Here is a 13247-nt window from a genome sequence, read left to right as displayed (position 1 = left end):
GCCGAGGGTGATCCTTCGGCTTTATTTTTTGTTAAATTTTTTCAAAATTTCAGGAAAGGAAACCCATCAATTGTTTTATGATCAAGATAACGTATCTGTCAATTAAGCAGCCCTCCCCAAAATGTGGTTTTTTCTTTTACCTATCGAGAATGACCAGATAACATTTTGGGGAAGAGGCTCACAAAGGAGTATGGTATCACTACACTTATTAGAATGGTTCTTTGTGTCTAGTTGGACTTCAATAAACTAATGGATACTGTTGCAAAATCCGTATCTGGAAATTTTCTAAATGTATTCATGTCGGGAGTAAGGCCAGCTTCTCGGATTAATGTTAGAAATTCATCTACCTCTATGATATATTGGTCGGAGTACCCATGTGTGAGGTCATAGGCCGTTGCCGATGTCCTTCCTATGTTTTTAGCGGTCAGTTCTGGTTGTACTGTATGCAATTCAATAAGCAATAATCCAAATTTACCTACATATGGGGTCCACTTTTCAATATGTTCTTTCAGGGATTGTGCTACCAAATTGTTGTCAATTCTTTTACCTTGATGGGAATACGCTCCAGTAGACGTAGTGGTCCTTACAGGAGAATCAATGGGGTTTTCCCAAACCCTGTTGTGATCCAGAAAAGAACGTACGTTCAATAAATCCTCCAAATCGATATCATAATTGTCCTTTAGGTCATTGGCCAAAAGTTCCGGATTGCCAATATCGCCCCAGATTATCTTAGCCCAAATATCTGCTTGAATAAGTCTGGATCTGGACACCTTTAAGGCAGCCCTGTTATAGTCGACACCTATGATTTGCAATGGATACTCGTCGAGAACGGTTCCCCTAAAGGTGCGATTTTCAATTACCGAGAACAAATGCTGAAGAAAGGCCCCATTTCCACATCCCATATCCAATATGCCTTTGGGCTGTTCGTTTATGGGTTTGTTAAATAGATCGATTATAATTTCGTCTACCACCTTAAAATAGGAACTATGGGCACCTCCACTACCCCAAATGTTCATTTCCCTATCTACGTGTATTTCGTCAGACCCTTTGGCGTTGTTTTGTAATATTAAGGGATCCCCAAAAATAAGATCATCCAATTTTCTGAGGGTTGGAATATAAGACACAGTAACGCCATAGGCACTAGCCCTTTTAGCAAAAAACAACCCGTGGTCTGTAAATGCATAGGAGCCATTCTTTATGGTAAACCACCCAAGATCGGAAAGTATGTTCAGCAATCTGTCAAACTCTTGATAGTTCTCATGAAACTCTTCTGGCTTAAATCTAGATTCCATAAAATACTTGTGAAACATACCGCTCATTCCCAAATGGACAATAGTAGGCCCTACAATGATTCCTTCAATATGTGTTAACACCTGTTTTTGGATTGCACTATGAAACGGATCATCAGAACTAACAATACCATAATCATCCTGATATTTTTTGTAAATAGCCTCAAGCTTCAAAAACGGCTCCATTTCAAATTTTCTGGGATGGTAGTGTTCGGACATTTTCAATAAGTCGACTACATCTTTATAGACTTGAAAATAGCTAAAGGCAATTTCGGAACTTTCATTTACTTCATAACTCACAGTGCCATTGGTATTGTCTGTATGATGAACCAACCATCCTTGTGAACTCAATCCCCGGAGGGCTACATTTAAATACCCTTCGTTCGCCTTGAATTTTTGGCTGAGTTCACTAAGTGCGGCTTTTTTATGTTGAAGCAAATAATCGGTTACTCCATGATCTTGTAAGGTATATGCCGTAGGGGCGATCACTATGCCGTCCAGATGCCGGAATAGTTTATTTCTGAGGGTTGCTTTTTGGTTTGAATTCATAGAAATTTATATACAGTACAACGGTCTTGTTTTTATTGGGTTATACTACCCTTGTTTATAAATTGTTGAGGAGGATATTAGCATAAATGTACTATATATTTCGAACAAATCATCAGGATCCTATTCATTGACGTTGGATTTATATTTTATAACAACAAACTCCCGTTTCCCCAAAATTTGTACATTCGGTATCAGGAAACAATTGTATGAGACAGGCTTTTTTTTGGATGGTGTTACTCGGCTTAAGCTCCTGTCAGTGGTTTGAAACCGAGAAGATTTCTTCTGAAACATTTTATGAAGAGGATCTTAAGGCCATTGATTGGAAAGATGTAGACGAGTATCCCGCTTTTAAGGCCTGCGATCATTTAATTGATAAGGAAGCACAAAAGAAATGCTTCGAAACTGCTTTGGTAACCCCAATCTATAAAACCATTTCTTCCAAAAAGCTGGTTACACATCGCGATCTAAATGATACGGTATGGGTGCGATTCAGTATTACCAAGGACGGTGCTTTTTCAAATGTGGAGACTGAAATAGATAGTGCGCTAAAAGCACAAATCCCCCTTTTGGAATCTTGGATACATCAGGGCATCGATTCCTTACCAAAACTGGAGCCAGCCATTAAAAAGGGAATTCCGGTAGAAACCCGGTTCGGACTTCCTATTGTCATAAAAACGGAAAAGTCTAAAGGTTAATTTTATAACCTACCACAAAATCCATGGGGAACTCCCCATTATCATTCAAATTAAGGGCTAAAATGTCGTAATACCCCAAAGTGATATAACCATTGCCCAACGGAATATCTGCACCAATACCTAACGAGAATGGTGCTTGAAACTCACCTCCAGAATTACTAAAGGTTTCGGCCGTATCAGGATTCCCATCTGGGTCGGGGATATTTGGGGAAAGGTAGACGTAGTCTGCAATTTTTGTGTTAATGAAAATGTCCACACTTTCTGAATACACAAATTTGAAACGGTAATTCAACGAAAACTGCGAAGAGCTCACATCGTAATCACTAGAAGCAAATAGTTGACGGAATTGGAACACGATGCTATGCCGTTTAAGCCCTGCCTCGTCAATAAGTTCAAAATCGATACCCGCCTGCGGAAGTAGTGTATTGTCTGGATTAGGGATAAAGGGATAATTTGTCATACCCAGAAAACCACCCAATCGAGTCTTTAAAACGACTTTCTCTTCCTCCATATCGAAATTAGGATCTACTGCCCTATTGTAACGAATATAAAATTTACGGAGGCTAGGAAGGTTGAGATTTACCTTAGATTCGGTCAAGGATACATGATCCGAAGTCTGTTCGGCTAGCACAAGGATATATTCTTCTTGATATTTCTTCCCAGAACGGGTGTTGGTAAGTTCCTGTATGTCATTTCCTTTTTTCGAGAAATAACGGTATTCACCATCTATAATGTTCCAGAGCAATGTTAACTGCCCTTCCACTTCCGTTTGCAAGGAATAGGTGGTGCCATTTACCTCATAATCCTGTTGAGCGTATAGGCCTAAGGTGAGTAAAAAGGCCATTATTAAAAGTAAGCGCTTCATAATTATAGATTTGGATTAGTTAAAGGTAAAAAAATAATTGATACCCCTTATTTGCTGTGGGTTCTTCCCTTCCAGGTATAGGAACCGTTCAGGCCTTTAAATACAACAATCATAGTGATAAATGGATAGACCAAGATGGAAGCCAAGGAATGGAATATGGGCATGCGTTTCTTGAAGAAACTTGCCATTAGTGTTAAAACCACTACATCTAAGGCAAACTTTGAAAACATAAAGGAAATATAAATCGCCCCGCTTCTTGGAAAAAAAATGAAGCCCAACAGGGATACCAGAAATAGCAAGTTGGCTATAAATACAACTCCACCTATTCGTTTCACCCATGGGTTTTTTTGTTCGGTTATTTTAGAAGCCCATCGCACGCGTTGTTGTATGGCATTGGACCATTTGGATTCAGAATCGGTTGTTACTTCAGCGTCTGGATATTTCAGGAATTGAATTTCATCGGGGAAGGCTTTTAGCATCTTTTCGAGAAGGAACACATCATCACCGCTGGCAATATGGTCGTTACCTTTATAACCTTCCACCTCATGGAAGGCATCCTTATGATACGCCAAATTCGCACCGTTATTCAGTAATGGGGCTTTCCAGCCAAAACTTCCCATGGCCACCAATTGAAGACTGAACCCATCCAGCACCTGAAATTGCCCCAATACCGAGACCCCATTTCTATAGCCAATAGGGCCACAGATCATTTTGGGACGCGTTTCTCCTATACATTGATTATAATAATGAAGCCATTTTTTTGGAAAGATGCAGTCGGCATCGGTAGTAATGATCCAATCGTACTTAGCCCTGTCCAAGCCGATGGCTAGGGCATCTTTTTTTGGTGATTTGGAAACCCGATTGTTTTGAAGTAGCTGAAAACTGAACTTAACCTCCCTTTTGGAGGCATTCAATAACGCTTCTCCATTGTCCTCGGACGCATCATTAATAAAAATAACCTCGTACAGATCCTTAGGATAATCCAGGGCAGATAGTGAGCCCAATAATTGTGGAATATTTTTGGCCTCGTTTCTAAAAGGAATAAGAATGGTAAATCTAGTTTTGGGTGCTGTTTTTTTGGGTCGAAACCCTTGAAGCTTAAAGAACCCTTTAATGAGCCAGAGCAGTGTCACCAAATACAAAAACAATCCTATGGAAAGAACTAAGGTCATGCCGTTTTATATGTTAGTACATATGGACTGCCAAGCAATGCGGGTAGTACAAAATTAAGGAACCATGAGGCCATTACGGCGCACACTACAGTGACTTCATTTACCCCAGCCAAAGAAAAAAGCCAAATGGCAACACCGCCGCGAATAACTACATCTAACACTAAAAAAGAAGGTATGACCGAAACAAAAAGGTACATGGTAATGATAAGTGGAAATGCAGTTTCTATATCTAGTCCAGCATTAAAGTAATTGAGTAGCAGAAAGAATAATGTCCCAAAGGAAGTATATCGAATCACAGAGAACAATAGGGTTTTAGTCTTTACAATTGCGGCAAGATTCCTAAAATACTTTGCCACATTACTAAAGGTAAGTCCCTTAACAACCAATGCGCTCTCCTTGAAAAGGTAACCCAAAATAATTAGCGCCAAAACCGCAAGTAGAAGCATCACGATTTTAGTAACTGAAAAAGTGATTGTATCCCCTTGCAAAAGGATAACCATTCCTACAATTCCCATCACCAATGTAACGAACATCTGATTGAGGTTGGAAAAAAGGTTGAGTAATAGCACTCTTTTCCTTTTTTTTCTTTCGAAGAAATAGGCCTTGGCACCATATTCCCCAATGCGGTTTGGAGTAGCCAAGGAAACGGTGTGCGATGTCAAACTTTGTTTCGCTGCCTCGGCAAAGGAAAGTTGCTCTAGGGTATTGGAAAGCGTCCACCATTTTGCGATTTCGAACAACCAATTGCATATGGCAAGACCCAAAAAGAGAAGAATTGGGGTCCAGGGCTTTTCAGAGAGGATCGCAACAAAACTTGAAATGGATAGGGTCTCATTTCTTGAAAATTTCAAATATATGTAGGAGAAAGTGATGCATAAAACCAAAACTTTTAGGGCAATAAGGCCATATTGCTTAGATTTGTTGGAAAGGGCTACCATGAGTGGCTAAAATAACGAAAGTTTTAGACTGATTGGCTTCAGAAAGGATCATATTAGGGATTGACCCGGGAACTACAATTATGGGTTTTGGACTCATAAAGGTAATAGGGAAAAGCATGGAGTTTCTGCAGCTCCACGAGCTTCAATTGTCTAAATACGACGATCATTATGTTCGGTTGAAGCATATTTTCGAGCGTACGATCCACCTTATCGATACGTACCATCCCGATGAAATTGCCATCGAAGCACCATTTTTTGGAAAAAATGTCCAGTCCATGCTCAAATTGGGTAGGGCACAAGGTGTGGCTATGGCAGCAGGACTTTCGCGTGAAGTACCCATTACCGAATATTCCCCTAAAAAAATTAAAATGGCCATTACCGGCAATGGAAATGCTAGTAAGGAGCAAGTGGCAAAGATGCTTCAGAGTACATTGGGCCTAAAGGAACTCCCCAAGAATTTAGATAGTACCGATGGCCTAGCTGCTGCGGTATGCCATTTTTATAATGCTGGGAGAATAGATGTGGGGAAAAGTTACAGCGGTTGGGCCGCTTTCGTAAAACAGAATGAAGATCGGGTAAAAAAATAACTTGGAACCTTCAAACACATATTGCAAGAACTGCGAAACACTTGTAAAAGCCAACTACTGCGGACAATGTGGGCAAAGAGCCACTGTTCATAAAGTAACCTTCAAGGAAACGTTTACCGATCTGATCGCATCCTTATTTACCTTTGAAGCGCCATTTACTCGCACCCTGTACATGTTAATGTCCAATCCGGGCAAAATGTTCAGGGATTATTTAGAGGGAAAGCGGAAAAACTATTTTAAGCCGGTATCCTTCTTCATTTTGCTTACCGTGGTGCATATTTTGACACGTTCTTTGCTCAACTACAATCCCATTAATGATACGTCGTTTCCGAATTTCCCGGGTGCCGAAGCATTTAAGGAGGCGGCCGAATTTATGGTCCGGAACATAAATAACATCCTATTCGTGTTGGTGTTCACGTTATCGGTTTTCATGAAGTTGTTTTTTTTCAAAAGATATAGTTGGGCGGAGTACATGGCGGTAGCGTTCTACATGGCCGGGGTCTACATTCTTGTCGGAACACTTAACCTGTTCCTTATGAAGTTTTTGGACTCCAGTATTCAGTTTCTTTCCATGGTTATCATGCTCTTTTATTTTGTGTATGCCATGATCTCTTTCCTTACCAAACATAAGATTTTGGTGGCTATTGGATCCGTAATAGCCTATGTTCTTGGGATGTTTTGTTATGCAGTACTAGGGTATTTAATTTCTTTTATTATTGTTTCAATACGCTAAGATGGCAGGCATTTATCTACACATACCATTTTGTAAACAAGCATGTCACTATTGCGACTTTCATTTTTCAACTTCGTTAAAGAAAAAGGAGCCGTTGGTAAAGGCGTTATGCCGCGAATTGGTGATGCGAAAGTATGACATAGAGGAAACCATACAAACGATATACTTGGGAGGGGGAACTCCATCTTTGTTATCCCAAAAAGAACTGAACAAGATCTTCAAAACGATTTTTGATCATTATACGGTTTCCGAAACAGTAGAAATAACCTTAGAAGCCAACCCTGACGATTTAACCAAAGACTACCTCATACAATTGTCGCGAGGTATTATAAATAGATTAAGCATTGGGGTACAATCTTTTTTTGAAGAAGACTTGAAATTGATGAACCGTGCACATAGCGCAGAGGAAGCTATAAACTGTATAACAGATGCCAAGGATTTCTTCGAAAACATTAGCATCGATTTAATTTATGGGATTCCAGGGATGACGAAAGAACGTTGGCTAAAAAATTTGCGCAAGGCCATAGATTTAGACATTCCGCACTTGTCTTGCTATGCCCTTACGGTAGAGCCCAAAACCGCATTGAAAACCTTTATTGAAAAAGGCGTAGTTCCTCCAGTGAATGACGAAATGGCTCAGGCACACCATGAAGTGCTATTACAAGCTACAGAACAATCGGGCTACGTAAATTATGAATTCTCCAATTTTGGAAAACCTGGATTCGAATCCCAGAACAATATGGCCTATTGGATGGGGAAACCCTATTTGGGAATAGGTCCATCCGCCCATAGTTTTAATGGTCATACCCGTGCTTGGAATGTGGCAAATAATGCTAAGTACATTAATGAGATAGAAGCTGGAAACCTTCCTCAGGAGAAGGAATCCCTTTCAGAAAAAGATAAGTATAACGAATACGTTATGACCCGATTGCGCACGCAATATGGAATTAATCTGGAAGAGGTAGAAGAGGTTTTTGGGACCAATTACAAAGAATACATGATGCAACAGGCGCAAACACACCTAATTGAAAATAGACTTTTCCTGGATGGGGGTCGTATGCTCGTGACCAAAAAGGGAAAATTCTTAAGCGACGGTATCGCCAGCGATTTGTTCATGATACATTTAGGATGAATGCAATCCAAATACGACCGAATAGGAAAGAGTTATACTTCCCTAAAACAGGCACATCACTTTTAGGGCGATTTTAAAACCTTGTTTTCCCCTGAAACGGGAAAAAGGAATAATGCTATATTGCATAAGTGAAAAGTACTATAGTAATAGGAGGCAATAATTATGAGGTAGATTTATCCAATCCGTATGATATTTCTATTCCACTTCATGCCTCTTCAAGGAATCCCAATGCGTGGTATGTAGATGCACCTGTCATAAAACCTGTTGAATTAGAAGGTTGGGTAGGCAAGGTAAGTGATGGGGCTTCAGTCAATTTTAATGACATTTATTTTAATCCGCATGCCCATGGGACCCATACGGAATGTGTGGGCCATATTTCGGAAGAATTCCATTCGGTAAATAGAACCCTTACTGAATTCTTTTTTTTGGCTCAGGTCATTTCAATCGAACCAGAGAAAAGGGGACAGGATAAGGTAATTACATTAGAAAGCGTTCAGGATTTGTTACAAGGGTCCAAACCTGAAGCATTGGTTATAAGAACACTGCCTAACCCAATGTCTAAAAAGGAGAAACAATACTCCCATAGCAATTGGCCATATATAGACGAAGAATTGGCCAAGTATTTGTGCGAAATCGGAGTGCAGCATTTACTGATAGATCTTCCCTCGGTTGATAAAGAAAAAGACGAAGGCAAACTCTTGGCACATAGGGCATTTTGGAATTACCCCAGAGCCACACGCCCCAGTGCCACCATTACCGAATTTATATATGTTCCGGATAGCGTTGGTGATGGAATGTATGTCTTGAACCTACAGATTGCATCATTCGAAAATGATGCTACCCCGAGCAAGCCCGTACTTTATAAAATTGAATAGCATGAAAACAACACTCAAATTAGAGGAACTCGCACAATTGCTATTTGCAATTGGACTGTTCTCGATGTTGGATTATAAATGGTGGTGGTATCTTGTTTTGTTTTTGGCACCAGATATAGGTATGCTAGGCTATTTGGTAAATACCAAGTTTGGTGCATTCACTTACAACGTATTTCATCATAAAGGGATAGCCATTGGTTTTATGTTGGCTGGAATGTTTTACTTAGGCGATCTTTATACTTTTATTGGGACGTTATTATATGGTCATGCTGCCTTTGACAGGGCTCTTGGATATGGCCTTAAATTTTCGGATAGTTTTCAAAATACCCATTTGGGCCGTGTAGGGAAAGATAAATGAATAAAGGTTTTTTCATAATATGCCTATTGTCCTTCATTCCTTTTATGAATGCACAGGATTATGAACGCATTGATGCGACCATAGAATTGTACCCAAAACGGTTCAGTGCTGCAGAGGAACTTTCAGCGTTTATAACGCGCGATTTTCAAACAGAGGAAGAAAAAGTAAGGGCAATTTATACATGGATCATTCAAAACGTCGTGTACGATCCGGACGAATATAAAAAGTTCAATTTCAATTTTAAAAATTATAGGGAACGGAATCAAAAAGAAGAAAAGACGCGCGAAAAAGTGATTGCCCGAACACTGAAGGAAGGTATAGCAGTGTGTGAAGGCTATGCGATGTTGTTCGAGCGGTTATGCGAATTACAGGGCATTTCGAACTATTTGGTACGTGGGGATATTAAAACGCATTTCGATGATATTGGTCGCCCTTTCCGAAAAAGCCACATGTGGAATATAGCTTTTGTTGATGGCTCACCTTATTTGTTCGATCCTACCTGGGGAGCGGGTAAGTACCGCGAAAGATTTATAAAGGAACCTACCTATTTTTATTACAAAACGCCACCAGAGTTGTTTGTGAATACCCATTACCCACATCAGTCAGAAGACACTTTTTTAGACCCCTCGTTTACCAAGGATGTATTTGCCCAGATGCCTTTTATTATAGCCAAGAATGTAACAATAGAACAATTGAACAGACAAAAGAAAGGGGTGATTTCATCACAGCGGGAAGATGGAAGGATACCTTTTAGTATCGAAGTAGAAGGAATAACCAAAGTATCCTACTCTTACGATTTAGGAAAGGAAGTAAAGGAAATCCAATTTACAAATGAAGAATCACTGGACTTTCAAATACCCATAGAACTGGGAAGTGAAAACCTATTGATTTTTTTCAACGATACACCTGCCTTAGGCTATAAAATTAAGTAAGATGCATATTGAAGAATTCCGGGATTATTGTTTGGCGAAAAAAGGAGTGACAGAATCCTTTCCATTCGATGAACATACCTTGGTATTTAAGGTTATGAACAAGATGTTTGCCGTCTCTGGACTGGAAAGAACCCCATCTCAAGCCAACTTAAAGTGCGATCCTGAGCGATCCGAAGAATTGAGGGCCGAATACGATGGATTAATTATCCCCGGATGGCATATGAACAAGCATCATTGGAATACCGTTATCCTAGAAAGCAATCTTCCACATTCTTTAATTTTTGAATTGATAGATCATTCGTACGATCTTATTGTAAGTAAGCTTCCCAAAAAAGTAAAAGCCGAACTAGATAACCTATAAATGAAATCAAAACGCGAATTGCGGGAGTTCTATCAATCCGAACTTGAAAAGAACCAAATTGCCTCAGACGAATTAAGAAAGAAATTGTTCTTTTCGAGCCTGCTTAGATTTGGTGTTTTCCTGCTTGTAGCCTTTATGTGCTATATAAGTTGGGGCCACATAACAACGGTTGTGGTTTCCCTCGTTTTAGGAATAATAATCTTTATTTTGCTTATTAAAAGGCATGATAGGTTAAAAAAAGAACAACAATACCATAAAGCCTTAGTCGCTATAAATGATAGGGAACTCCAGGTTTTAGAGGGTGAATTTCATCATCTCCCTGAGGGGAATGTTTTTAGTGATCCCAACCATTTTTATAGCCAGGATATCGATCTCTTTGGAAAGGGATCCTTCTTTCAATATACAAATAGAACCGCCTTGGCTAGTGGGTATAACCGATTGGCTAGCTTGTTAACTGCCAATGACTGCAAGGATATTCCCTCAAAACAGAAAGCCATCACAGAATTGAAGGACCTTGCCCATTGGAGACAACAATTTTCGGCTTTGGCCTCCTTGGTAAAAGTGGAGGTAAGAGCAGAAAGAGTAGTGAAGTGGTTAGATCAGTACCAAGGATTCGTTCCTGAACGCATTCCTATTTTATCTGTGTTTTTCTCAGTGGTGTCTGTAGGGCTTCTCGGATTATTTTTTAACGGATCCATATCGGGAATTATAGTAGCTGTTTGGTTTTTCCTTGGCTTGGGAATTGTGGGCTTGTTCCTCAAGAAAATCAATAAATTGGTTTATGACACCTCTCATGTGCAAGCCACTTTCGAACAATTCTATCAGCTTTTATCCAAAATTGAAGAACAGGATTTTTCCTCAGAAATATTGCAGAATAAAAAGGCAAGTATCATCAATGAAACCGAAAGGGCGTCTTCCATACTAAAACGGTTTTCGAAATTGCTGGATGCCTTGGACCAAAGAAGTAATATGATCGTGGGCATTTTTGCTAATGGATTTTTACTTCGCGATTTATGGGTGGTACGAAACATTGAACGATGGATTATGGAGCACCACAAAAAGATCGAATCGTGGTTCGAAGTGATTTCCTTTTTCGATGCCTATAACAGTCTCGGAAACTATGCCTTCAATCACCCTAATCACACCTTTCCAATTATTGAGGAAGGTACTGTAGTGTTGAATAGTGAAAAAGCCGCTCATCCCCTTATTCAGGAAGAAGTGGCAGTAGCCAGCGATTTTCAAATTAACAAAGAACAATTCTTTATCGTGACGGGAGCGAACATGGCTGGAAAAAGTACATTTTTACGAACCGTTGCACTTCAAATCGTGATGGCAAATGTAGGATTGCCCGTATGTGCCACATCGGTACACTATTCCCCAATAAAACTGATTACAAGCATGCGGACCACGGATAGTCTAACGAACGACGAATCCTATTTTTTCAGTGAGTTAAAACGCCTAAAGTATATCGTAGATCGTATAGGTAGTGACCAATATTTCATTATCCTGGATGAAATACTCAAAGGGACCAATAGCACCGATAAAGCCATAGGCTCCCGAAAATTCGTAAACAAACTAGTGCGGTCCCATTCTACGGGTATTATAGCAACGCATGATCTAAGTCTATGCGAAGCTGCCGATCAATTGGAACAGGTGGAGAATTATTATTTCGATGCCATAATTAGGAATGACGAGTTATTTTTCGATTATAAACTGCGAAAAGGAATCTGCCAAAATATGAATGCCTCTTTCCTGTTGAAGCATATGGGAATTGTGGATGACTAGCGGACTATTTTATTGCGGTATTGAAAGGGTGTTTCCTGAATCATTTTTTTAAAGATTCGATTAAAGTTTGAAATATTCCTGAACCCACATTCCTCCGCAACTGCCGCAATAGGCATTTCTGGATGTTCCCTCAAGAGCTTGCACGATTCTTCTATACGTATTTCGTTTAGGAACGCCATATATGTTTTACGGGTGCGATTTTTGAAATATTTACAAAAAGCATTGGGGGTCATTGACGCCTCTTTCGCAATACCTTCTAGAGTTACCCTGTCTTTATAGTGCTCCATGGTATATTGAAATACCGCATTCATACGTTGGCCCTCATTATCTGTATATTTTGTCATTACCTCGCCGGAGTGAAATGAGGAAAGTGCTTCTTGCTTTCCCTTATTCACTTGTTTTAATAATTGCATGAATAGAAGGAAACGATCCAATTTTGGTGATTTAGGGAATCTTTCGAAAATGGAAATGATCTCCATGGAAGGATTTGTAATCTTAAAACCGTTTTGAGCTTTTCCGAAAAAAGAACGTAAGGATTTCATTTCTTCGATCGCAAAAAAGTCTTTCCCAAATGAGTCTGGTGTAAAGAAAATAGTGTTCATGTGGCACTTCGTACCTGTTTCGGAAATACTTCTGAATACATGAGGCAAGTTTCCGCCGAGGACTATAATTTCTCCAGGTTCGAACCTATTAAGGGTGTCACCCACAATCAAGGAACCTTTGCCTTTTTTTATATAGCTTATCTGGTACTCTTCATGCTGGTGTAGAAAGCCATAAAACGAATCGACATGGTCTTCCTGCCATAAAACCGTTTCCTTCCCGGATTTCACGATTGTAAAAGGTAAAACCTTCATAATTATTGAAATATTATTCAAATATCATGAATAATATCATAATATGGATAAAAAAGTATCATTATTGAATAAATCACTATTATCAGCTCATTCCTTTTTCAGATACTTTTGGAGTAAAATCT

General features: G+C 39.5%; 14 protein-coding genes. 9 read left to right on the top strand and 5 right to left on the bottom strand.

Features of this window, described 5'->3' with window-relative positions:
- Nucleotides 1-227 precede the first annotated feature (227 nt).
- Nucleotides 228-1838, bottom strand: coding sequence for a class I SAM-dependent methyltransferase (locus AC6JAD_RS03755; RefSeq protein WP_461302483.1), 1611 nt, complete (start codon nt 1836-1838; stop codon nt 228-230).
- Between the two features lie 206 nt (nt 1839-2044).
- Between AC6JAD_RS03755 and AC6JAD_RS03750 the strand changes: the two genes are divergently transcribed.
- The gene (locus tag AC6JAD_RS03750) at nt 2045-2533 is read left to right on the top strand and encodes a hypothetical protein (protein ID WP_461302484.1); all 489 of its coding nucleotides are present in this window, start codon (nt 2045-2047) and stop codon (nt 2531-2533) included.
- Here AC6JAD_RS03750 and AC6JAD_RS03745 read toward each other — a convergent pair.
- The 3 genes from AC6JAD_RS03745 to AC6JAD_RS03735 are packed head-to-tail and all read right to left on the bottom strand — an operon-like array spanning nt 2523 to nt 5421.
- Nucleotides 2523-3398 carry a hypothetical protein gene (locus AC6JAD_RS03745; RefSeq protein WP_461302485.1) on the bottom strand — a complete coding sequence of 292 codons (876 nt, stop codon included), beginning with the start codon at nt 3396-3398 and terminating at the stop codon, nt 2523-2525. The two genes, AC6JAD_RS03750 and AC6JAD_RS03745, sit on opposite strands and share 11 nt — an antisense overlap.
- A gap of 47 nt (nt 3399-3445) precedes the next feature.
- Nucleotides 3446-4570: a glycosyltransferase family 2 protein gene (locus AC6JAD_RS03740; RefSeq protein ID WP_461302486.1), complete on the bottom strand. Its 1125-nt coding sequence runs from the start codon at nt 4568-4570 to the stop codon at nt 3446-3448.
- The gene (locus AC6JAD_RS03735) at nt 4567-5421 is read right to left on the bottom strand and encodes a hypothetical protein (protein ID WP_461302487.1); all 855 of its coding nucleotides are present in this window, start codon (nt 5419-5421) and stop codon (nt 4567-4569) included. Before AC6JAD_RS03735 ends, AC6JAD_RS03740 begins: the two co-directional genes overlap by 4 nt.
- Before the next feature lie 119 nt (nt 5422-5540).
- Here AC6JAD_RS03735 and ruvC point away from each other — a divergent pair, with 119 nt between their 5' ends.
- From ruvC to AC6JAD_RS03695, 8 genes are all read left to right on the top strand, one after another.
- On the top strand, nt 5541-6095 hold the full coding sequence (gene ruvC / locus AC6JAD_RS03730) for a crossover junction endodeoxyribonuclease RuvC (protein ID WP_461302488.1): 555 nt from the start codon (nt 5541-5543) through the stop codon (nt 6093-6095).
- Between the two features lies 1 nt (nt 6096).
- Nucleotides 6097-6828, top strand: coding sequence for a DUF3667 domain-containing protein (locus AC6JAD_RS03725; RefSeq protein WP_461302489.1), 732 nt, complete (start codon nt 6097-6099; stop codon nt 6826-6828).
- A 1-nt stretch (nt 6829) separates the two neighbouring features.
- Nucleotides 6830-7960, top strand: a complete 1131-nt coding sequence (gene hemW, locus AC6JAD_RS03720; protein ID WP_461302490.1) for a radical SAM family heme chaperone HemW — start codon at nt 6830-6832, stop codon at nt 7958-7960.
- 128 nt (nt 7961-8088) lie between these two features.
- Nucleotides 8089-8835: a cyclase family protein gene (locus AC6JAD_RS03715; protein ID WP_461302491.1), complete on the top strand. Its 747-nt coding sequence runs from the start codon at nt 8089-8091 to the stop codon at nt 8833-8835.
- Nucleotide 8836: 1 nt separating this feature from the next.
- Complete coding sequence (locus AC6JAD_RS03710) at nt 8837-9193, top strand: DUF4260 domain-containing protein (RefSeq protein WP_461302492.1); 357 nt, start codon at nt 8837-8839, stop codon at nt 9191-9193.
- 26 nt (nt 9194-9219) lie between these two features.
- Nucleotides 9220-10125 carry a transglutaminase domain-containing protein gene (locus AC6JAD_RS03705; protein WP_461302493.1) on the top strand — a complete coding sequence of 302 codons (906 nt, stop codon included), beginning with the start codon at nt 9220-9222 and terminating at the stop codon, nt 10123-10125.
- A gap of 1 nt (nt 10126) precedes the next feature.
- Entirely contained in the window at nt 10127-10486 is a 360-nt protein-coding gene (locus AC6JAD_RS03700) for an MmcQ/YjbR family DNA-binding protein (RefSeq protein ID WP_461302494.1), read from the top strand.
- The gene (locus tag AC6JAD_RS03695) at nt 10487-12271 is read left to right on the top strand and encodes a MutS-related protein (RefSeq protein WP_461302495.1); all 1785 of its coding nucleotides are present in this window, start codon (nt 10487-10489) and stop codon (nt 12269-12271) included. It begins immediately after the preceding gene.
- Here AC6JAD_RS03695 and AC6JAD_RS03690 read toward each other — a convergent pair.
- Complete coding sequence (locus AC6JAD_RS03690; protein ID WP_461302496.1) at nt 12268-13101, bottom strand: AraC family transcriptional regulator; 834 nt, start codon at nt 13099-13101, stop codon at nt 12268-12270. The genes AC6JAD_RS03695 and AC6JAD_RS03690 overlap by 4 nt on opposite strands.
- Between the last annotated feature and the right edge of the window lie 146 nt (nt 13102-13247).

The sequence above is a fragment of the Aureisphaera sp. genome (genome assembly GCF_059726885.1).
Note: the sequence above shows the minus strand (reverse complement) of the source record. Positions and strands in the feature narration are given on the sequence as shown.

What these genes read in the sequence shown, in the direction of transcription:
- AC6JAD_RS03755 (WP_461302483.1), bottom strand. Translation starts at nt 1,838, where the DNA reads ATGAATTCAAACCAAAAAGCAACCCTCAGAAATAAACTATTCCGGCAT.
- AC6JAD_RS03700 (WP_461302494.1), top strand. Translation starts at nt 10,127, where the DNA reads ATGCATATTGAAGAATTCCGGGATTATTGTTTGGCGAAAAAAGGAGTG.
- AC6JAD_RS03740 (WP_461302486.1), bottom strand. Translation starts at nt 4,570, where the DNA reads ATGACCTTAGTTCTTTCCATAGGATTGTTTTTGTATTTGGTGACACTG.
- hemW (WP_461302490.1), top strand. Translation starts at nt 6,830, where the DNA reads ATGGCAGGCATTTATCTACACATACCATTTTGTAAACAAGCATGTCAC.
- AC6JAD_RS03710 (WP_461302492.1), top strand. Translation starts at nt 8,837, where the DNA reads ATGAAAACAACACTCAAATTAGAGGAACTCGCACAATTGCTATTTGCA.
- AC6JAD_RS03750 (WP_461302484.1), top strand. Translation starts at nt 2,045, where the DNA reads ATGAGACAGGCTTTTTTTTGGATGGTGTTACTCGGCTTAAGCTCCTGT.
- AC6JAD_RS03745 (WP_461302485.1), bottom strand. Translation starts at nt 3,398, where the DNA reads ATGAAGCGCTTACTTTTAATAATGGCCTTTTTACTCACCTTAGGCCTA.
- AC6JAD_RS03695 (WP_461302495.1), top strand. Translation starts at nt 10,487, where the DNA reads ATGAAATCAAAACGCGAATTGCGGGAGTTCTATCAATCCGAACTTGAA.